Genomic DNA, 19,860 nt, shown 5'->3' with positions numbered 1-19,860 from the left:
AAGTATGTACGATATCATTCAGAAAGCCCACTCCGGCGTAGCTTATTTGGCGTTAACCGTTTTGTTACTAGCAGTGATCAACGCTTTTATAGGTTACGGATCAAAGAAAGTGTTTACCGACAAAGACCGAAAAATTTCTTTGTTTGCCTTGATTTTCTGTCACCTGCAATTGGTTTTGGGATTAGTGCTGTATTTTGTTTCTCCGGTCGGATTCAACTTATTGGGGAATATGGAAACACAAGCCCGTTTAACATCTCTTGAACACCCGTTGGTAAATATTTTGGCTATCGCGCTGATCACTGTAGGTTGGTCCAAGCACAAAAAAGAAACGACCGATTTAGGAAAGTTCAAAAAAATTGCGTTCCTCTATACGGCAGGGTTATTGTTTTTAATCAGCAGAATCCCATGGGATTTGTGGTTTAAATAATACCAATCTGTAAAAACCTGAATGCCCCGCAGAGGGCATTTCTTATCTTGTGGCATGTTTCTTGACTAGATAAATTCATTTAAAAGAAAACAGATGAAAAAAGTTATAGCTCCAATTTTACTTCTTTTCCTATTTGTCTTTTTTGCCAGTAGCTTTACTAGTGAAAAAATACACGCTAAATTTAAAACCCAGACCAAAGCAACCGATACGATTCCCGAGGATTCCTTAGGATTGAACCTGAAATTCCGACCGTATAAAAAAGCCGTTCACGCTTCCTACTATCACGATAAGTTTAATGGCAGAAAAACAGCCAGCGGTAAACGTTTCGACAATAAAAAACTGACGGCAGCCCATAAAAAATTACCTTTTGGGACCAAGCTGAAAGTAACCAATCCGGCTAATAAAAAATCAGTGATTGTAACCGTTACTGACAGAGGCCCGTTTACCCGAGGGCGTGAAATCGATTTAACTAAAAGAGCCTTTATGGAAATTTCCCATGCCAAGGGGCGAGGGTTTTTGAATGTCGATCTGGAAATCGTTAAAGATTAATTACCAGGATTTGTAGGGATGATGGCTTAGGTATGCGTTGTAATACCTTTCGTCGTTAGTGACTTCAGTGCCCAACCAATCGGGTTTTTCAAAAAATTCGTTTTCATCGGTAAGTTCGATTTCTGCTACGGTTAAGCCTTCATTGTCACCTGAAAAAACATCCACTTCATAAAGATGCTTTCCAAAAGGGATTTCATAACGGATTTTATCAATCGTTCCCGGTTCGCAAAGTGGGAGCAGCAGTTCAGCTTCCGGTAATGGGATTTCTGTTTCCCATTCCAAACGCGAAACCCCTGTTGCATTACCCTTTCCTTTAATGGTCAAAAAGCCTTTGTTGCCCTTAATACGAACACGTACCGTGCGTTCTGGATTGGAATTCAGATAGCCCTGAACAATTCGGTTTTGGGTTATGGCTTCCGTTTTGAATTCGGTGGAAGTAACCAGAAATTTGCGTTCGATTTCCAGCATTTGTAAATAAATTGACATAATTTAGGAGCAAGTTAAGAAAAATAAATGGCTCAAATTGTATTTTTACCGGAAGAGTAGCGCCAAAAGAAGTGATTATGAATTTAGGAAGACGAGTGAAATCCACACAAAACATAGCCGGGATATTCGAAAACCATTTCAGTAGCAGAACCTGCTCTGCATCGGACAATCTGGATTTCCTGATGGAGCTGATTCATTTTTTACGTCCGTCCAATCCAAAAGAAAAAACCGTTTCCATCGGACAATTGTTGTTGTTCCTTGCCGAAAATCCCATTGAAAAAGGACTTTTAATCCAATATCTGAAACATGTTTTTACCGAAAGAAAGTACAGCCGGATGCTTTCGGATGCCGGTATTTTAAAAGATGCCGATTTTCTGTACGAAGTTAAAAAAAGATTGATCGCCAAACTTTTGCCGTATCAGCCCGATAAGGATACTTTAGAATACGTTTTGAATCAGGTTTTTTATTTGGATACGGATACCATTTGGGTTAACAAAATTCCAAAAGAAGAACTGTATCGTCTTTTTGAAATGCTGCATTTTTCAGACATATTTGGCACAACCAGGGAATTGTCTCCGGTATCCGAAGTTTTAAATGCTATGGCCTTACTGTCCCAACGCATGAGCGGACGCGCCATGGAAAGTGATGTTATCAAAATGGTGCCGGAATACGATGCTTTCGACAGTCCTTTTGTGGCGATGGAAAAAGAATTTCTTCAGATGGAAAAAGAGGTTCGGGAACAGCGTTATATTGCATCGGAGAACCTGCATTACAGACAATTCTTGATCCTCCACAAACAATGTGAGGACTATGTTGAAAAAGCGTTTGCCAACAGTTCCAAATATGGGATTTCACTTAAAGTGAATCAAAGTTTGCTTCGTATACGGCAACAGTTGTACCGGTTGAAGGTTATCGCCTCTTTATTGCTTGTTAATAAGGAAGCCGATAAAAAAGACAATACGATTCAACTCGCTTTGCAACTGATTAAATACAATTGTTTCAAAAACAATGTCGGGAAACTGATTAACGAAAGCACCCAATTGCTTTCCTATGAAATTACGCAACACACGGCTAAAACAGGTGAGCACTATATTACCGAGACTTCCGGCGAATATTTTCAGATGCTGAAAGCAGCGATGGGCGCCGGATTAGTGGTTGGTTTTTTGTGTATTTTTAAAGTGCTTTTGGGTAAAATCGATGCCAGTTATTTCGGGCATGCTTTTTTGTACAGTATGAATTACGCTTTCGGATTCATCGCCATTTTCCTTTTGGGTTTTGCTTTGGCTACTAAGCAACCTGCCATGACCGCAACTACTATTGCCAAAACCTTGGAAGACGGTATGAAACGACCTAATAAAAATGGTGAAAAACACAGTTCGTTTGCGCAGCTTTTTGCACGCTTGTTCCGCTCCCAGTTCATTGCTTTTGTAGGGAATGTATTTGTGGCTTTTCCGGTTTCCCTGCTTGGCATCTGGCTTATCGATTTGCTGTTTCAGTATAATATTGCAGCAGTTAAATGGCATAAACTAATCACGGATATCAGTCCTGTGGACTCGCCTGCTATTTTTCATGCGGCTATTGCCGGGGTTTTTCTCTTTCTGTCGGGAATCATATCGGGTAGTGTTTCTAACCGCAACAAGCACCATCAGGTGTACTATCGCATTCAGGAGCATCCCTTTTTAAAGATGACTTTCGGCGTGGAAAAAACCAAAAGATTAGCCAATTGGATTGAGAACAACTGGCCGGGTGTTATCTCTAATTTCTGGTTTGGTGTTTTTATGGGGAGCACGGCTTCGGTTGGTGCTTTTATTGGTTTGGATTTGGATATTCGTCACATTACGTTTGTAAGCGGTAACTTAGCTTTAGGCTTGTACGGTCATGATTTTCAGATTTCAAACTGGATGTTGTTTTGGGGCATTGCGGGTATTGGGGTTATTGGGTTTGTGAACTTTATAGTGAGTTTCTCGTTGTCTTTAACATTGGCCCTTCGTTCCCGCAACATTCCTTTTTCGGAAATCCGTTTTCTGAACAAATCAGTTTTGACTTATTTTAAAAAGCAACCATCCGCGTTTTTCTTTCCGGTAAAAGAAAAGTAATTTTGAAAGATGGAGTCGGAAGCACAATACCGAAAAATTATCCACGTCGACATGGACGCTTTCTATGCTTCCGTGGAACAGATGGATGATCCCTCGCTTAAAGGAAAGCCTTTGGCGGTTGGGGGCAGTGAAGTACGCGGTGTGGTTTCGGCAGCCAGTTATGAGGCCCGGAAGTTTGGGGTGCGTAGTGCCATGAGTGGCTATATGGCCAAAAAACTGTGCCCTGAACTTATTTTTGTGCGTCCCCGTTTTGACCGTTACAAAGAAATCTCCAAAAAAATCCGCAAAATATTTTTAGACTACACCGATTTGGTAGAACCGCTTTCCTTGGACGAGGCGTATCTGGATGTAACCGAGAACAAGAAAGGTATTCCCAGTGCGACCCTGATTGCCCAGGAAATCCGCAAGCGCATTTTTGAAGAAGTAGGACTAACCGCTTCCGCCGGGATTTCGGTGAATAAATTTGTGGCGAAAATTGCTTCCGATTACAACAAACCCAACGGACAAAAAACCGTGAATCCTGACGAAGTGGAACCTTTTTTGGAAGCGCTGGACGTCAAGAAATTTTTTGGGGTTGGGAAAGTGACTGCCGAGCGTATGTATCAGTTGGGAATTTTTACCGGAGCCGATCTGAAAAGCAAATCGCTGGACTATCTGGAGCAACATTTCGGCAACAGCGGCAAATCGTTTTACAATCTGGCAAGAGGCATCAGTTACAGTAAAGTGAAACCGAACCGTACCTTGAAATCAGTGGGTGCCGAACGAACGTTTAATGTGAATTTATCTTCGGAAATTTTCATGGAAGAACGTCTGGAAAGTATTGCCAAAGAATTGGAACGTCGTCTTCAGAAAAGCAAAATTGCCGGGAAAACCGTTACCCTGAAAATCAAATATTCCGATTTTACCCTGCAAACCCGAAGCAAAACGCTGCAATATTTTATAGCCGATAAAAGCCTGATCCTCGAAACCGCTAAAGAATTATTGTATCAGGAAAAGATGAAAGAATCCGTGCGCCTGCTCGGCATCTCGCTCCACAATCTGAATACCGAAACCAAAAAAGCAGTCGTGGTCCAGCTGAGGTTTGAGTTCTAAAAATAAAAAAGAGCCCGAAGGCCCTTGTGTTATGATTAATCTCTGCTGGACAATTTAGCAAGCAGTCGAAGGAATTCCACATACAACCACACCAGTGTGATCATCAGTCCCATAGCTCCAAACCATTCCATATGTTTTGGCAAACGATTGGCAGCTCCTTTTTCTATATTGTCAAAATCAAGGAAAAGATTTAATGCGGCCAAAGCCACTACGAATACGCTGATGCCGATGCTTAATAAAGAATTTCCTTGGTGAATCGGTTGGAAATCGATGAAAAAAGCCATCACCCAAGTAATCAGATAAAAAGACACTACCGCCATGGTAGCGGCAATTACCACGGAACGGAATCGTTCAGTCACTTTGATTACCTGATATTTGTATAGGCCTAAACAAACCACGAAGGTAACAAAAGTGGCGCCTACCGCTTGAATGACAAGCCCCGGATACATGCTTTCAAAAACTGCGGAAAGCCCTCCGATGAAAAGCCCTTCAAATAAAGCATAGCCCGGTGCTAAATAGCCTGATAAATGTGGTTTGAAAGAGGCGATTAATACAAGTATCAATCCGATAATCGCACCTCCAATGGTTAAGATAAACGGGTTGTAACCTGCTATGGCAAGTCCCCAGGTAACCAATGCAGCACAGGTAAGCAACAAAAGCAAAATAAAACTTTTATTAACGGTTCCTGAAACGGTCATGGCTTCAAATTGTTCTACTCTAATGGTTTCGTCAATACCTTCTGCAGCTCTGCTGGTGTTGTTGAAGGTTTTGTTCTTAAAAAACGGATTTCTTGAATTCATAATAGGTTGTGTAAGCTTAATGTTGTGATGTTATTCAATTTCTGAAATTCTCAGCGTATTCACCATTCCTTTTGCGTTTACCGGCATTGCGGCAAGGTTGACCAACATGTCGCCCTGTTTTACAAAGCCTCTTTCTTTACAAATTGCATTGATGTCGTCGATGGTATCATCGGTACTTACAAATTTGTCGTAGAAAAAAGCATTTACACCCCAAAGCAGATTCAATTGCGTCAGGATACGTTTGTTGGAGGTAAACACCAAAACGTGGGAATGCGGTCGCCACGCCGAAACCTGAAAGGCCGTATAGCCACTGTTGGTCAAGGTCGTAATCGCTTTAGCATCAATATCGTTGGCCAAAACCGCTGCGTGATAACAGATGTTTTTGGTGATGTAACGGTTGGTCTTGATTTGCGGTTGGTTCTGCGGTACCTGGATTAAAGGGGAATCTTCCACGCTTTCAATGATTTTGGTCATGGTCTCGATTACCTGAACCGGATAGTTACCTACAGAAGTTTCTCCGGAAAGCATTACTGCATCGGCTCCGTCCATTACCGAGTTGGCCACGTCGTTCACTTCCGCGCGGGTAGGCGTAAGGCTGGTGATCATGGTTTCCATCATTTGGGTAGCGATGATTACCGGTATTCGGGCGGTTTTGGCGCGGTGCACCAATTTCTTTTGAATCAGCGGAACTTCCTGGGCCGGTATTTCCACTCCTAAATCCCCACGGGCTACCATTAAACCATCGCAATACGCGACGATTTTATCTATATTTTCCACGGCTTCCGGTTTTTCAATTTTGGCGATAACCGGGATTTTATGGTCGGAATTGGCCGAAATCAAATCACGTAAATCTTTTAAATCTTCCGAAGTTCTTACAAAAGAAAGCGCAATCCAGTCTACCTGTGCCTTGATGGCAAACAAGGCATCGCGGATGTCCTTTTCCGTTAAAGCCGGCAAGGATACTTTAGTGTTGGGAAGGTTTACGCCCTTTTTGGATTTCAGCGGACCGCCCTGAACTACTACAGCTTCTACTTCGGTTTTCTTATCGGTTTTTACCACTTCGAAAATCAGCTTTCCGTCGTCCAGTAAGATGCGTTCCCCGGGATTTACGTCCTTAGGGAATTCTTTGTAATTCATGTATACTTTTTCGGAAGTACCTAAAATGTCTTCTTTGGTGGTGAAGGTGATTTTGTCCCCTTTGCTTACCACTACATCTTCTTTCATTACCCCTACGCGAAGTTTCGGGCCTTGTAAATCGGCTAAAATAGAGGTAGTGTATCCGAATTCTTCGTTCAGGCCTCGGATGATGTCGATGCGTTCCTGTACATCGGTATAATCGGCATGGGAAAAGTTAATTCTAAAAACGTTTACGCCGGCATCGATCATGTCCTTAATCACTTCCTTCGTGCTGCAGGCCGGGCCAAGTGTCGCTACAATTTTCGTCTTTTTTCTAGTTGGCATTGTATCAGAATATTAAATTGTTTTTCGATTTCAATTTGCTTTGTTCAATTTTATAGGTTGTGGCAATCTGTTTGATGCTCAGCAGGTCGTCCACCAGTTTGTCGGCATCAAAATAATCATCCACCTGTTCTATTTTTAACAGATAATCGACTTTTTTCATCTCGGGAAGCAGGTAAAGATTGGTGGCAATGTCCAATTCTGTCCCTTCGAATAACGAAGTCGCTTTGGTTTGTCGGCTTACGACTTTGGTTTTGTTTGGAATCAGGTTCCAGTACAGCTCGTTTTCCAGATCATCAAAAATGAATCGCGAAAAATGGCTTTTTCCTTCCGGAATCTGGATGCCGATATCGTTCTGGCTTTTTTCAAAGGACACCCCTAATTTCTGATTGATGAAATACGCCAGCCGGTAATCCTCCAAAGTGGAATGGATGGCGATTAGTTCGTAATCTACCGAAATGAAGTCGTCAATCTGTAATTTGATGATGGCCATTTTTTGTTTTTGATATGTAAATATAACACATAAAAGGTTGAAAAAAACAGCGGGGGGGTGTTGTTAACGATAATTTAGTAAGCCGAATGGTCGTGGTTAGTTGTTTCGGTTGCTCATTTTTTCCTGAAAGGCGAAATAGGCGCGTTGTGAAGCTTTTTCTTCAGCCTTTTTCTTGGAAGTCGCACGCGCACGGGCCACAATTTTGTTGTCGATTTTCAGTTTAACACCGAAATATTTTACACCTTCGTTGCCGTTGTCTTCAAAAACATCGTAATGGAAGGATTTTTTTTCTTTCTGGCACCATTCGATCACCAAACTCTTATAGCTGATGACTTTACCTTCCAGTTTGGGAATATCCACGTAGGGAATAATCACCTTTTTGTGGATGAATTTCTCACAGTATGAAAAGCCTTTGTCCAGGTAAATTGCGCCAAGCAAGGCTTCAAAAAGATTCCCGTGGATGTTTTCCCCGAAATGTTGGGCGGACACTTTGCTTTCCACATATTTGATCAGATTCAGGTCTTTCCCCAATTCGTTCAGGTGGTCGCGGCTTACGATTTTGGAACGCATTTTGGTCAAATAGCCTTCGTCTCCGGTGGGTACCTCATTGAACAAATGGGCTGCAATTACCGAACCCAGCATAGCATCGCCTAAAAATTCAAGGCGCTCATAGTTTAACGGATTGCCTTTTTCATCCATTTTGTTCATGGAGCGATGGGTGAACGCCACACGGTAATGGTTGATATCCGTAGGCTGAAAGCCCAGTATTCTATGCAGTTCATCAAAAAAAATCCCGTCTTCAGCAGAGCGGGAATTTGAAAATATTTTCTTGATGATTCTTTTCATACCAAAAGTCTTATGACTCTAATTTTTTAAACAATACACAAGCATTGTGACCTCCGAAACCGAAAGTGTTACTCATGGCAACTTTCACGTCTCTTTTTTGAGGTTGGTTTAAAGTAAGGTTCAAACTTGGGTCGATATTTTCGTCTACCACCGAATGGTTGATGGTTGGCGGAACGATACCGTGCTGCATTGCTAAAATAGAGGCAATGGCTTCGATAGCTCCGGCGGCACCCAACAAGTGTCCGGTCATGGATTTTGTCGAATTGATGTTGATGTTTTTAGCATGATCCCCAAAAACAGCACTGATCGCTTTTAATTCCGCAACGTCTCCAAGTGGCGTGGATGTTCCGTGAGTGTTGATGTGGTCTACATCTTCCGGGTTCATGCCTGCGTCTCTCAAACAGTTTTTCATTACGGCAATTACACCGATTCCTTCCGGATGCGGCGCTGTCAAGTGGTAAGCATCCGAAGATAAACCTCCACCACCAACTTCGCAGTATATTTTCGCACCACGCGCTTTTGCGTGTTCGTATTCTTCTAAAATTAAGGCTCCTGCACCTTCTCCTAAAACGAAACCGTCACGGGTAGCATCAAAAGGTCTTGACGCAGTTTCCGGACTTTCATTTCTGGTGGATAAAGCCTGCATGGAGTTGAATCCGCCCATACCGGCAATGGTCACAGCTGCTTCCGAACCTCCGGAAACAATCACGTCACACATGCCTAAACGGATGTAGTTGAACGCATCCACCAAGGCATTGGCAGACGACGCGCAAGCAGAAACCGTAGTGTAATTCGGTCCCATAAAACCATTTCTCATGGAAATGTGTCCCGGAGCAATATCGGCAATCATTTTCGGGATGAAGAAAGGATTGAAACGCGGGGTCCCGTCTCCTTTAGCGTAATTCATTACTTCTTCCTGGAAGGTCTCCAAACCTCCGATTCCAGCGCCCCAGATAACACCAACTCTGTATTTGTCAATGTTTTCAGGAGTAATGCCTGCATCTTTAATCGCTTCGTCACTCGCGGCAATGGCATATTGGGCAAATTTGTCCAATCGGCGAGCTTCTTTACGATCCATATAATCCTCGATGTTGAAGCCTTTTACTTCACAGGCGAATTTGGTTTTGTGTTTTTCGGTATCGTAATATGTTATTGGGGCAGCACCGCTTCTTCCGTTTATCAATCCATCCCAGTATTCCTGAATGTTATTGCCAATCGGGGTTAACGCGCCTAAACCTGTTACTACAACTCGCTTTAATGCCATAATGTGTTATTTACAATTGTATTTAAACAAATAATACCCATGTTACTTTCTTATGCTGTAAAGGAAACATGGGTAATTAAGTTTTATTTTTTTGATTGTTCCCAATCAGTATTGTCGCTTTTTATCAAAAAAAATCTAAAAAAAATAATAACACCCATGCATTCTCGGAACACATGGGATGTCTATCGGTTATTATTTTTTAGCTTCTTCGATGTAAGAGATAGCCTGACCAACAGTAGAGATGTTCTCAGCTTGGTCGTCTGGAATTTGAATGTCGAATTCTTTTTCGAATTCCATGATTAGCTCAACAGTGTCTAATGAATCAGCTCCTAAATCGTTAGTGAAGCTTGCTTCTGAAACAACTTCGTTTTCGTCAACACCTAATTTGTCTACGATAATCGCCTTTACTCTTGATGCAATGTCTGACATAATTTTTTAATTTTTAAATTTAATTTGTTGGCAAAAATAAAAAACTTTATTTTAAAACAACGTTTTTGTTACTAAATGTGACTACGAAATTAAAAAAATAATTTTACAAAGACTTTCATTTTTTATTTATTATCATTTATTATTCTTTTTTTTGCAACGTGAAAACGCTTGTTTTCTGGGTAATCATAAAATTACAGGGTAAATGAAAAAAATAGTAATTTTTGCTTCCGGATCGGGATCGAATGCCGAGAACATCATATTACATTTCAAAAACAAAAGTCAAGGGAACGTAGTCGCGGTATTGACTAACAATCCGCATGCCAAAGTTTTGGAACGCGCTGAAAATCAAAATGTTCAAACGATTGTTTTCAATAAAACAGAGCTTTCCGACGGCACAATACTGGACAAAATCAATGCCATTCAACCCGATTTGATTGTGTTGGCCGGTTTTCTGTTAATGTTTCCGGCGGAGATCATTGCCCAATATCCTGATAAAGTAGTTAACGTACATCCGGCGCTGCTGCCAAAATATGGCGGAAAAGGCATGTACGGCATGAACGTGCACAAAGCGGTACTGGAAAACAAGGACAAAGAAACCGGAATTTCCATCCATTATGTAAACGAACATTATGACGAAGGCGCGATTATTTTTCAGGCTTCCGTGAATGTTGAAGATTGCAGTACCCCTGAAGCAATTGCCCAAAAAGTACATGAGTTGGAATACAGGCATTTTCCGTTGGTGGTTGAAAAACTCATAACTCATAACTCATAACTCATTCACTATTGAACCACGAAGTCCATATTTATACAGACGGTGCCGCCAAAGGTAATCCGGGCCCGGGTGGCTACGGTGTGATATTGGAATGGGTGGGCAAACCTTATAAAAAAGAATTCTTTGAAGGTTTCCGGCTGACTACTAATAACCGGATGGAATTGCTGGCCGTTATCGTTGGCTTGGAGAAACTGAAAATCCAGGGGACAAAAGTCCTGGTGGTGTCCGATTCCAAATACGTGGTGGATTCCGTGACCAAAGGCTGGGTTTTTGGCTGGGAGAAAACGGGGTATAAAGGGAAAAAGAATCCGGATTTATGGATGCGTTTCCTGAAAATTTACCGCAAACACCAGGTGGATTTCAAATGGATTAAAGGGCATAATAATCATCCGCAAAATGAGCGTTGTGACGAATTGGCGGTGATGGCTTCGCAGCAAAAAGAACTTTCCATAGACACTTTTTACGAAAAAGACGAAGATCAATTGTTTTGATTTTCATATCTTTAGGGGATGAAAAAGTCCCAAACTCTTTTTTATACAACGGTTTTTCTTTTGTTTGCCGTCCTGCAGGGATTTGCGCAAAAGAAGACAAATTTGGCCTTAGACAAGGAAGGGATAAAAATTTACCTGACCAAACTCGATACTACACCGTACAAGCAGTACCGTGCCGTAATGACGGTTAAAGCCAACATTGACAGCGTGGCAAAACAGATCCTGGACATCAAAAGCCTGCAAAAATGGAATTTCAAAACCCGTAAAAGCGAGCTGATCCGAAAAGTGTCCGACACCTGTTGGATTTTTTACATGAACCATCAGTTAGGATGGCCGATTCAGGACCGGGACCATGTTTCCCGTGTGACGCTTATCAAAAAAGGCAACGAACAAACCATTACCATTGTGCCGGCCAACAACATTCTGAAAGAAAAAGCAGGGATTGTCCGGTTGAAAAATTTCAAAGGCTATTGGTACCTGAAAAAAATCAGTGACGAACAAACATTGGTGATTCAGCAGATTTATGGAAACCCTGGCGGCAGTATCCCGGCATTCATGGTGAATATGGTGGTGACCAAAGGGCCGTTTGAGTCCTTTAAAGAGCTTCGGAAGCGGGTTGAAAATCTTAACAAAAAATAGGCTTTTCAGAACCAAAACAAAATCGTACATTTGCAGCTTCAAAATTAGAAACCTTTTATGAATAAATTATTGATTGTAGGCACAGTAGCCTTTGATGCAATTGAAACTCCATTCGGAAAAACCGATAAAATTTTAGGTGGAGCAGGTACGTATATCGGTCTTTCGGCTTCTCATTTTAACCTGAAATCAGCAATTGTTTCCGTAGTGGGAGACGATTTTCCTCAGGAATACATCGATTTATTAAAAAACAAAAACATTGATATTTCCGGTCTTGAAGTAGTTCAGGGCGGGAAAACTTTTTTCTGGAGCGGTCGTTACCATAACGATTTGAATTCCAGAGATACTTTAGATACCCAATTGAACGTTTTGGCCGATTTCCAGCCGAAAGTACCTGCAGATTTCAAAAATGCAGACGTAGTGATGCTTGGAAACCTTCACCCACTGGTACAAAGCAGTGTTTTGGATCAGATGGAAGTGAAACCGAAATTAGTGGTTTTGGATACCATGAACTTCTGGATGGATTGTGCCTTACCGGAATTAATGGACGTTATCAAACGTGTGGATGTGATCACTATTAATGATGAAGAAGCGCGTCAGTTGTCCGGAGAATATTCGCTGGTGAAAGCCGCGGCTAAAATCCATACAATGGGACCTAAATATGTGGTAATCAAAAAAGGAGAACACGGTGCGTTATTGTTCAACGGGAAAAACGTATTCTTTGCGCCGGCCTTACCATTGGAAGAAGTATTCGACCCGACCGGGGCAGGAGATACTTTCGCAGGTGGTTTTGCAGGTTTCATCACGCAAAGCGAGAACATTTCGTTTGACAACATGAAAAATGCCATCATCTACGGTTCGAACCTGGCTTCCTTCTGTGTGGAGAAATTCGGGACCGAAAGAATGGAAAAGTTAAGCAAGGAAGAAGTTGCGACTCGTTTACAACAGTTTAAATCCTTGACACAATTTGAAATCGCGTTAGAAAACTAACAGTACATACATGAGCCTCGGAAACGGGGCTCTTTTAATTAATACAACACAACAACTATGAGCGACGCTTTAAAACACGAGTGTGGCATTGCCCTTTTAAGATTAAAAAAACCTTTAGAGTACTACAAAGAAAAGTACGGTACCGCTTTCTATGGTGTACAGAAAATGTACTTACTGATGGAAAAGCAGCACAACCGAGGACAGGACGGTGCCGGTCTGGCGAGTATCAAATTGGATGTGGAGCCGGGGGAACGCTATATCAGCAGAATCCGTTCGAATCAGGCACAACCGATTCAGGACGTTTTCGCACAGATCAACCAACGTATCAACGAAGAATTAGAGCAGCATCCGGAGTATCAGGACGATGTGGCCTTGCAGAAAGCCAACATTCCGTACATCGGGGAGTTGTTTTTAGGGCACGTGCGTTACGGAACATTCGGGAAAAACAGCATTGAAAGCGTTCACCCATTTTTGCGTCAGAACAACTGGATGCACCGCAACTTAATCGTAGCCGGGAATTTCAACATGACCAATGTGAAAGAATTGTTTGCCGATTTGGTACGCTTGGGACAACATCCGAAGGAAATGGCGGATACCGTTACCGTAATGGAAAAAATCGGACATTTCTTGGATGATGAAGTAACCGATTTATACCAACAGTGTAAAAACGACGGTTTAAGCAAAAGAGAAGCTTCTCCTGTTATAGCAGAGAAATTAGATATCGGAAGAATTTTAAAAAGAGCTTCCAAAAACTGGGATGGCGGTTATGCCATGGCAGGCTTGTTAGGACACGGTGATGCTTTTGTAACGCGTGATCCTGCAGGAATCCGTCCGGCGTTTTACTATCAGGATGATGAAATTGTGGTGGTAGCTTCGGAACGACCTGTCATCCAGACGGTTTTCAATGTGCCTTTAGAGTCGATTAAGGAAATCACTCCGGGACACGCCATCATCGTTAAAAAAGACGGACGTGTTATCGACGAGCAAATCCGTGAAGCTTTGCCTTTGAAAGCCTGTTCTTTTGAGCGTATTTATTTCTCAAGAGGTAGCGATGCGGAAATCTATCAGGAGCGAAAAGATTTAGGAAAATTAATCATGCCGGCAGTTTTAGAGGCGGTTGATAACGATACGGACAACACTGTTTTCTCTTATATCCCGAATACGGCAGAAACCTCTTTCTACGGAATGGTGGAAGCGGCGAACGACTTTTTGAACCAGCGTAAGATCAACGATATTCTTGCTAATAAGGATTCGCTTTCGGCGGAAAAATTACAGGAGATTTTATCGGTAAAACTGCGTTCGGAGAAAATCGCTATTAAAGATGTGAAGTTAAGAACCTTCATCACCGAAGACAGCAGCCGTGACGATATGGTGGCACACGTGTATGATGTAACATACGGCGTAGTGAAACAAAGCGACAATCTGGTAATCATCGATGACAGTATCGTACGTGGAACAACTCTGAAGCAAAGCATTATCAAAATGTTAGACCGTTTACAACCGAAGAAACTGGTAATCGTGTCTTCCGCACCGCAAATCCGTTATCCGGACTGTTACGGGATCGATATGGCAAAACTGGAAGGTTTGGTGGCATTCCGTGCGGCACTTGCTTTACTGAAAGAGCGCAACTTGTATCATATTGTGGAAGAAGTGTATCAGAAGTCTAAAGCTCAGGAGCATTTCCATGACAGTGAGGTGGTGAATTACGTAAAAGAAATTTATGCACCGTTCACCGATCAGGAGATCTCGGATAAAATCGCTGAAATGCTTACGGAGGAATCAGTAAAGACCGAAGTGAAAATTATTTTCCAAACGGTGGATAATTTGCACAAAGCCTGTCCTAAAAATCTGGGAGACTGGTATTTTACCGGGAATTACCCAACAGATGGCGGAAACCGTGTAGTGAACCGTGCTTTCATGAATTTCTACGAAGGAAAAGACGCAAGGGCGTACTAAAATCTGACAAAAATGTTTTTCGTCGACTTTATATGCAGTTTATCTGATTTTTTTGAGTGATGAGAAACCTAGCCATACATTTGAATCACCATAGCATTAGTAGGTTAAGTTTATGGTAGATTTGGGGCAAAAAGGGTGGAAGAAATTCCACCTTTTTATTTTATTAAAAGTTAGTTATAAAGCATAAAAAAAGCGGTAACCAAAAGGTGACCGCTTTTTTGTTTTTATAAAATGCTTGTTATTTTGCTGCTGCGTAACGTTTCGCAACTTCCGCCCAGTTGATTACATTGAAGAAAGCCTCAATATAATCCGGTCTTCTGTTTTGGTAGTTCAGGTAGTAAGCGTGTTCCCAAACGTCCATTCCTAAAATCGGCTGACCGCCGCAAGGAACGCCCGGCATAATTGGAGTGTCTTGATTCGGAGTGGAACAAACTTCCAGTTTTCCGTCTTTTACACACAACCAAGCCCATCCCGAACCAAAACGGGTTGCTCCTGCTTTAGCGAATTGCGCTTTAAATTCCTCAAAAGAACCGAAAGCCGCGTTGATAGCGTCTGCCAATTCTCCTGTTGGTAAACCGCCACCGTTCGGCGACATGATTTCCCAGAACAAAGTATGGTTGTAGTGACCGCCACCGTTGTTGCGTACTGCCATGTTGTTCATGTCAAGGTTTTTCAGGATGTCTTCAATAGATTTTCCTTCTAAATCTGTTCCTGCAATCGCTGCATTTAGATTGGTAATATAGGCATTATGGTGTTTGGAGTGGTGGATCTCCATTGTACGTGCGTCGATATGAGGCTCTAAAGCATCATACGCATATGGTAATTTTGGTAATTCAAAAGCCATGATAGTTATATTTAAAGATTAATAATTAAATTCATTCAAAATTATAAATTTATCTTCGTAAAAGAAAATAGTAATTTTCTATTCGCTTATTGTGAAATCCAATATAACTAAACTTTGTTCTCAGATGAAAAAACACCTTCTTATTTTAATCCTCTTGTTTAGTGTTGTTAAAGGCTACTCCTGCATAAACGGGGAGACTAAATATGTTGGGGATAATATTTTTGTATATGAAGATTACGAAGGAAGAATACCGAAAGGGCATGTTTTTTTGATTGATGATTTTGAAAACGTCAGAAAGCAATTAGATAGTTTGTATGCTAAAACCAAAAAGATTGAGTATTTGTCGGATAAAGGTTATATTATGATATTGGAAGGAAAGTATCAGGAAGCATTATCGCTTTATCTGCAAATAGAAAGCAAATTTCCGGGCAGGTACTCAACTGCTTCAAATATTGGAACGATATATGAGTTGCTGGGAGAGAATCAAAAAGCATTGGAATGGATAAACAAAGCCATAAAAATCAATCCTAATTCTCATCAGGGGTCGGAATGGCTGCATTCCAAAATTCTTGAGGCTAAAATCAAAGGAGAAGCATGTTACAACGATGATTTTTTTATCGGTGTTGATTTTGGAAAATATGATGTTCCGGTTTCCAATCTGAGTAACAACCAAAAGGAAAGACTGGTTTCTTCCCTGTATTTTCAGTTGAACGAAAGGATATCGTTTATTAAGCCAAAAGATAAAATCATAGGAATTCTTCTGTTCGAATTAGGTAATTTAAGCATGCTTGATAAAGATTATCGCAGTGCTAATGAAATTCTTAAAATGGCTAAGGATTATGGTTGTGGAGATTCGGTATTAGATTCACGAATTGCTTATACAAATGGTTTTTTGGCGGCACGGGTAATGTCGGAGACTAGCCATTATGAACCAGTCCGATATGTTGAACATTATAATATTGAAAAGACAATATTATTAATTCTTTGTTTGTTGCCGATTCCGATTCTGTTGATTTATTTTATACGAAAAAGAATGAAACGCTCTAAATCAAAAGCCGCTAATTAAATGTCAAGCCACGCCTTCACCCTTTACGATGCTTCGGCCGGATCCGGAAAAACCTATACGCTGGTAAAAGAATACCTTAAAATTCTTTTATTGGCAGATACCAACGATGCGTACAAAAAAATTCTCGCCATCACCTTTACCAACAAGGCTGTGGAAGAAATGAAAACCCGTATCGTGGGTTCGCTCCATGAATTTTCAAAAGACAAGCCGGGTGATAAAGCTTTGGGTTTTATGAAAGATATTGCCGGAGATACGAAATTGTCCCTGGCGACGATCAAAGACAAATCGAGGGCAATCATCAAAAACATCATTCACAATTATGCGGCTTTTGATATTTCCACGATTGATAAATTTACCCATAAAGTCATTCGCGCTTTTGCACACGATCTGAATTTACCGGTTACTTTCGAAGTATCGCTGGAAACCGACCTGCTTTTACAGGAAGCCGTAGATGCGATCATTGCCAAAGCAGGTGAAGACGAATTGCTTACCAAAATCCTAGTAGATTTTTCCATCGATAAAACCGACAGCGACAAAAGCTGGGACGTCACCCACGAACTGCTGGACGTAAGTAAATTGCTGGTAAACGAAAACAATCGTACCGAGATTACGCATTTTCACGAAAAAACCATTGATGAATTTCTGATCATCAAACAGCAGTTAAAGGATGCCATCAAACAACTTGAAGAAGAAATGGTGGCTTTGGCAAATCAGGCGATGAAACTGATAGAACATAACGGTATCGATCCGGCGTCTTTTTCAAGAGGTACGTTCCCGAACCATTTGGGCTACATTCAACGAAACGAACTCAAAAGTTCCCACAAGAAGTTTTTTGAAGTGGAAGACATCCAGGTCAATAAATCGGCAAAAGACAAAGCGATCATTGAAAGTATCGCTCCGGAACTGATTGCCATCTTGGCCACTGTGTACAAACTGTATGAAAAGATTAATTTTTACACGGCTTTCCAGAAAAATATCACACCGTTGTCACTGCTGAATTCGATTGCACAGGAACTGGAAACCATCCAGAAAGACCAGAACCTGTTGTCGATTTCTGAATTCAACGCTATTATTTACAACGAAATACAAAACCAGCCCGCGCCTTTTATTTACGAGCGGTTGGGCGAGCGCTATAAACATTTTTTCATCGATGAGTTTCAGGACACCTCTGAAATGCAATGGCACAACCTTGTTCCGCTTATAGACAATGCATTGGCTTCTGAAGATTTATTGGGAACACAAGGTTCTTTGCTTATCGTAGGCGATCCGAAGCAGTCGATTTACCGTTGGCGCGGCGGAAAAGCGGAGCAGTTCATCAGTTTAAGTAAAGATGAAAATCCGTTTTCCAATAAAGATAAGGGCGTGGTGCGTTTGGAGCGGAATTTCAGGAGCTATTCGGAAGTAATTGAATTCAACAATGCTTTTTTTGCAATGCTCGCCGATACTTTTGAACAAGAAGATTATCAGGATTTGTACCGTAACAAAAGCCATCAGCAAACCAACGATAAAAAAGGCGGTTACGTGAACATTTCCTTCATCCCCAAAATAGAAAAATCCGAGGAGGTAATGGAGGAAGAGGCCGATGACAAAACCCAACTCTATTTAAAAGCGACTTTGGCAACTATAGCAAAAGTAAAAGCACAAGGGTTTGAATACCGCGACATTGTTTTGCTGACCCGTAAAAGAGATTCCGGTGTGGCACTGGCCAATTATCTGACGGAAAACGACATTCCGATTCTTTCTTCGGAAACATTGCTGATTGAAAATGCCACGGAAGTTAAGCTGATCCTGAACGTACTTCGGTTCCTCAAAAATCAAAACGACAAGGAAGCCAAAGCGGCCATGCTTTATTTTATCGCCCGAAACAAACAAACGGAATTGCCCATCCACGATTTCATAGAAGCCGGAATGACACTGCTTTCGGAAGAAGCGCTGGAGGATTGGCTGGCTGCTGCCAATATTGTGATTTCCTTCAAAAGTTGCCGTAAAAAATCCTTGTATGAGGCGGTGGAGATTATAGTGTCGGCCTTTATCAAAGAAAAAAGTACGGTTTCGTATGTGCAGTATTTCATGGATTTGGTGTTGGAACGTGATGTACGCACCCAATCGGGTATTTCGGATTTCCTGAATTATTGGGACAACAACGCTTCTAAATTCAGTATACCGTCGCCGGAAGGAAATGATGCAGTGCGGATCATGACCATTCACAAGTCGAAAGGTTTGGAGTTTCCCGTGGTGATTTTTCCGTTTGCCGAAGAAGATTATGCCAAAAAGCCAAGAAGTAAAATGTGGCTGGAACTGGAAGACGACCGTTTCGACATCCCGAAAGCTTTGGTGGACAGTAAAAAAGAAGTAGCGGAATACGGTGTGAAAGCCTCTGAAATGTATCAGCAGCGCAGTCAGGAAGAATTGCTGGACAACATCAACGTGTTGTATGTAGCGCTAACGCGTGCGGAAGAACAATTGTACGTCATCTCCGGTAAAAACCTTAATGCTAAAGGGGAAACCACTAATAATATGTCCTCCTATTTTATCGATTTTTTAAAATTTAAGGGGATTTATGAAGACGGAAAATCGGAATTCGGTTTTGGCGACAGCACGAAACAGTCCGCATCAGGAAGTGTAAAGGAAAAACAGCCGACGATAGAAGTGGTCAAGGAAGTTTTCAATCCGAAGAAAATCAAAATTGCCCAGCGGGAAGCCTTGATGTGGGGCACCAAACAGCTTGAGGCGATTGAATTCGGAAATGTAATGCACGAGATTTTGTCGTACGTAAAGACGCAAGACGATCTGGAACTGGCCATTCAGAAAGCGATCGAAAACGGACTGATTGTAACCTCTCAAAAAGAAGCGGTACAAAAAACCCTGAAGGCTATCGTTCACCATCCGGAACTGCAGCTTTTCTTCGCCTCGGACATGAAAGTGTTTAACGAGCAGAACATCATCAAGCCGCAAACGGCGACCATCAAGCCGGATCGTGTTTCAGTAAAAGGGAATTCGGCCTATCTGCTTGATTATAAAACCGGAGCGCATCAGGCCAAGTACGAACGGCAGTTAAGCGAATACGAAATGGCATTGGAAGAAATGGGTTTTTCCGTGGAGAAAAAAACGCTGGTTTATATAGGAGAAAAATTAGAAGTAGTACATTTGTAACCGATTCTAATA

At 41.6% G+C, this 19,860-nt stretch carries 19 protein-coding genes; 11 read left to right on the top strand and 8 right to left on the bottom strand.

Features of this window, described 5'->3' with window-relative positions:
- Window positions 1–4 precede the first annotated feature (4 nt).
- Both ACWPKD_RS08755 and ACWPKD_RS08750 read left to right on the top strand, forming a co-directional pair.
- Window positions 5–427: a hypothetical protein gene (locus tag ACWPKD_RS08755; RefSeq protein ID WP_455412299.1), complete on the top strand. Its 423-nt coding sequence runs from the start codon at window positions 5–7 to the stop codon at window positions 425–427.
- A gap of 93 nt (window positions 428–520) precedes the next feature.
- Window positions 521–976 (top strand): septal ring lytic transglycosylase RlpA family protein, encoded by a 456-nt coding sequence (locus ACWPKD_RS08750; RefSeq protein WP_455412298.1) that lies wholly within the window; start codon window positions 521–523, stop codon window positions 974–976.
- Here the strand turns inward: ACWPKD_RS08750 and ACWPKD_RS08745 are convergent, their stop codons facing one another.
- A complete protein-coding gene (locus ACWPKD_RS08745; RefSeq protein ID WP_455412521.1) occupies window positions 977–1,444 on the bottom strand; it encodes a CYTH domain-containing protein in 468 nt (155 codons plus the stop codon).
- A 95-nt stretch (window positions 1,445–1,539) separates the two neighbouring features.
- Between ACWPKD_RS08745 and ACWPKD_RS08740 the strand changes: the two genes are divergently transcribed.
- Window positions 1,540–3,558, top strand: coding sequence for a site-specific recombinase (locus ACWPKD_RS08740; protein ID WP_455412297.1), 2,019 nt, complete (start codon window positions 1,540–1,542; stop codon window positions 3,556–3,558).
- A gap of 9 nt (window positions 3,559–3,567) precedes the next feature.
- On the top strand, window positions 3,568–4,650 hold the full coding sequence (dinB, locus tag ACWPKD_RS08735; protein ID WP_455412296.1) for a DNA polymerase IV: 1,083 nt from the start codon (window positions 3,568–3,570) through the stop codon (window positions 4,648–4,650).
- 35 nt (window positions 4,651–4,685) lie between these two features.
- On the opposite strand, the gene ACWPKD_RS08730 is transcribed toward dinB, so the two are convergent.
- The 6 genes from ACWPKD_RS08730 to ACWPKD_RS08705 form a co-directional block, all read right to left on the bottom strand.
- Window positions 4,686–5,450 (bottom strand): Bax inhibitor-1/YccA family protein, encoded by a 765-nt coding sequence (locus ACWPKD_RS08730; RefSeq protein ID WP_455412295.1) that lies wholly within the window; start codon window positions 5,448–5,450, stop codon window positions 4,686–4,688.
- Between the two features lie 30 nt (window positions 5,451–5,480).
- A complete protein-coding gene (gene pyk / locus ACWPKD_RS08725) occupies window positions 5,481–6,911 on the bottom strand; it encodes a pyruvate kinase (RefSeq protein WP_455412294.1) in 1,431 nt (476 codons plus the stop codon).
- Between the two features lie 4 nt (window positions 6,912–6,915).
- Complete coding sequence (locus ACWPKD_RS08720; protein WP_455412293.1) at window positions 6,916–7,401, bottom strand: IPExxxVDY family protein; 486 nt, start codon at window positions 7,399–7,401, stop codon at window positions 6,916–6,918.
- A gap of 96 nt (window positions 7,402–7,497) precedes the next feature.
- The gene (rnc, locus tag ACWPKD_RS08715) at window positions 7,498–8,247 is read right to left on the bottom strand and encodes a ribonuclease III (RefSeq protein ID WP_455412292.1); all 750 of its coding nucleotides are present in this window, start codon (window positions 8,245–8,247) and stop codon (window positions 7,498–7,500) included.
- Between the two features lie 10 nt (window positions 8,248–8,257).
- The gene (gene fabF / locus ACWPKD_RS08710; RefSeq protein WP_455412291.1) at window positions 8,258–9,511 is read right to left on the bottom strand and encodes a beta-ketoacyl-ACP synthase II; all 1,254 of its coding nucleotides are present in this window, start codon (window positions 9,509–9,511) and stop codon (window positions 8,258–8,260) included.
- A 192-nt stretch (window positions 9,512–9,703) separates the two neighbouring features.
- Window positions 9,704–9,940 (bottom strand): acyl carrier protein, encoded by a 237-nt coding sequence (locus ACWPKD_RS08705; protein WP_026980165.1) that lies wholly within the window; start codon window positions 9,938–9,940, stop codon window positions 9,704–9,706.
- A gap of 202 nt (window positions 9,941–10,142) precedes the next feature.
- Between ACWPKD_RS08705 and purN the strand changes: the two genes are divergently transcribed.
- Genes purN through ACWPKD_RS08680 form a run of 5 tightly spaced genes read left to right on the top strand, consistent with a single transcriptional unit; the run spans window position 10,143 to window position 14,785 of the window.
- On the top strand, window positions 10,143–10,712 hold the full coding sequence (gene purN / locus ACWPKD_RS08700; RefSeq protein WP_455412290.1) for a phosphoribosylglycinamide formyltransferase: 570 nt from the start codon (window positions 10,143–10,145) through the stop codon (window positions 10,710–10,712).
- A gap of 11 nt (window positions 10,713–10,723) precedes the next feature.
- The gene (gene rnhA / locus ACWPKD_RS08695) at window positions 10,724–11,203 is read left to right on the top strand and encodes a ribonuclease HI (protein ID WP_455412289.1); all 480 of its coding nucleotides are present in this window, start codon (window positions 10,724–10,726) and stop codon (window positions 11,201–11,203) included.
- 18 nt (window positions 11,204–11,221) lie between these two features.
- Window positions 11,222–11,842 carry an START domain-containing protein gene (locus ACWPKD_RS08690; RefSeq protein ID WP_455412288.1) on the top strand — a complete coding sequence of 207 codons (621 nt, stop codon included), beginning with the start codon at window positions 11,222–11,224 and terminating at the stop codon, window positions 11,840–11,842.
- Window positions 11,843–11,899: 57 nt separating this feature from the next.
- Entirely contained in the window at window positions 11,900–12,829 is a 930-nt protein-coding gene (locus tag ACWPKD_RS08685) for a PfkB family carbohydrate kinase (protein ID WP_455412287.1), read from the top strand.
- Window positions 12,830–12,886: 57 nt separating this feature from the next.
- On the top strand, window positions 12,887–14,785 hold the full coding sequence (locus ACWPKD_RS08680; protein WP_455412286.1) for an amidophosphoribosyltransferase: 1,899 nt from the start codon (window positions 12,887–12,889) through the stop codon (window positions 14,783–14,785).
- A 238-nt stretch (window positions 14,786–15,023) separates the two neighbouring features.
- Here ACWPKD_RS08680 and ACWPKD_RS08675 read toward each other — a convergent pair whose 3' ends face one another.
- Window positions 15,024–15,629 (bottom strand): superoxide dismutase, encoded by a 606-nt coding sequence (locus ACWPKD_RS08675; RefSeq protein ID WP_455412285.1) that lies wholly within the window; start codon window positions 15,627–15,629, stop codon window positions 15,024–15,026.
- A 124-nt stretch (window positions 15,630–15,753) separates the two neighbouring features.
- Between ACWPKD_RS08675 and ACWPKD_RS08670 the strand changes: the two genes are divergently transcribed.
- Both ACWPKD_RS08670 and ACWPKD_RS08665 read left to right on the top strand, forming a co-directional pair.
- Window positions 15,754–16,695 carry a tetratricopeptide repeat protein gene (locus tag ACWPKD_RS08670; RefSeq protein WP_455412284.1) on the top strand — a complete coding sequence of 314 codons (942 nt, stop codon included), beginning with the start codon at window positions 15,754–15,756 and terminating at the stop codon, window positions 16,693–16,695.
- Window positions 16,696–19,848 (top strand): UvrD-helicase domain-containing protein, encoded by a 3,153-nt coding sequence (locus ACWPKD_RS08665; protein ID WP_455412283.1) that lies wholly within the window; start codon window positions 16,696–16,698, stop codon window positions 19,846–19,848.
- Window positions 19,849–19,860 lie beyond the last annotated feature (12 nt).

The sequence above is a fragment of the Flavobacterium pedocola genome (genome assembly GCF_053764385.1).
Note: the sequence above shows the minus strand (reverse complement) of the source record. Positions and strands in the feature narration are given on the sequence as shown.

Coding starts and splice junctions, on each gene's coding strand:
- ACWPKD_RS08745 (WP_455412521.1), bottom strand. CDS start 1,444: ATGCTGGAAATCGAACGCAAATTTCTGGTTACTTCCACCGAATTCAAA.
- ACWPKD_RS08685 (WP_455412287.1), top strand. CDS start 11,900: ATGAATAAATTATTGATTGTAGGCACAGTAGCCTTTGATGCAATTGAA.
- rnc (WP_455412292.1), bottom strand. CDS start 8,247: ATGAAAAGAATCATCAAGAAAATATTTTCAAATTCCCGCTCTGCTGAA.
- pyk (WP_455412294.1), bottom strand. CDS start 6,911: ATGCCAACTAGAAAAAAGACGAAAATTGTAGCGACACTTGGCCCGGCC.
- ACWPKD_RS08740 (WP_455412297.1), top strand. CDS start 1,540: ATGAATTTAGGAAGACGAGTGAAATCCACACAAAACATAGCCGGGATA.
- ACWPKD_RS08750 (WP_455412298.1), top strand. CDS start 521: ATGAAAAAAGTTATAGCTCCAATTTTACTTCTTTTCCTATTTGTCTTT.
- ACWPKD_RS08670 (WP_455412284.1), top strand. CDS start 15,754: ATGAAAAAACACCTTCTTATTTTAATCCTCTTGTTTAGTGTTGTTAAA.
- purN (WP_455412290.1), top strand. CDS start 10,143: ATGAAAAAAATAGTAATTTTTGCTTCCGGATCGGGATCGAATGCCGAG.
- ACWPKD_RS08720 (WP_455412293.1), bottom strand. CDS start 7,401: ATGGCCATCATCAAATTACAGATTGACGACTTCATTTCGGTAGATTAC.
- fabF (WP_455412291.1), bottom strand. CDS start 9,511: ATGGCATTAAAGCGAGTTGTAGTAACAGGTTTAGGCGCGTTAACCCCG.
- ACWPKD_RS08730 (WP_455412295.1), bottom strand. CDS start 5,450: ATGAATTCAAGAAATCCGTTTTTTAAGAACAAAACCTTCAACAACACC.
- ACWPKD_RS08680 (WP_455412286.1), top strand. CDS start 12,887: ATGAGCGACGCTTTAAAACACGAGTGTGGCATTGCCCTTTTAAGATTA.
- ACWPKD_RS08755 (WP_455412299.1), top strand. CDS start 5: ATGTACGATATCATTCAGAAAGCCCACTCCGGCGTAGCTTATTTGGCG.
- ACWPKD_RS08675 (WP_455412285.1), bottom strand. CDS start 15,629: ATGGCTTTTGAATTACCAAAATTACCATATGCGTATGATGCTTTAGAG.
- ACWPKD_RS08705 (WP_026980165.1), bottom strand. CDS start 9,940: ATGTCAGACATTGCATCAAGAGTAAAGGCGATTATCGTAGACAAATTA.
- ACWPKD_RS08665 (WP_455412283.1), top strand. CDS start 16,696: ATGTCAAGCCACGCCTTCACCCTTTACGATGCTTCGGCCGGATCCGGA.
- ACWPKD_RS08690 (WP_455412288.1), top strand. CDS start 11,222: ATGAAAAAGTCCCAAACTCTTTTTTATACAACGGTTTTTCTTTTGTTT.
- dinB (WP_455412296.1), top strand. CDS start 3,568: ATGGAGTCGGAAGCACAATACCGAAAAATTATCCACGTCGACATGGAC.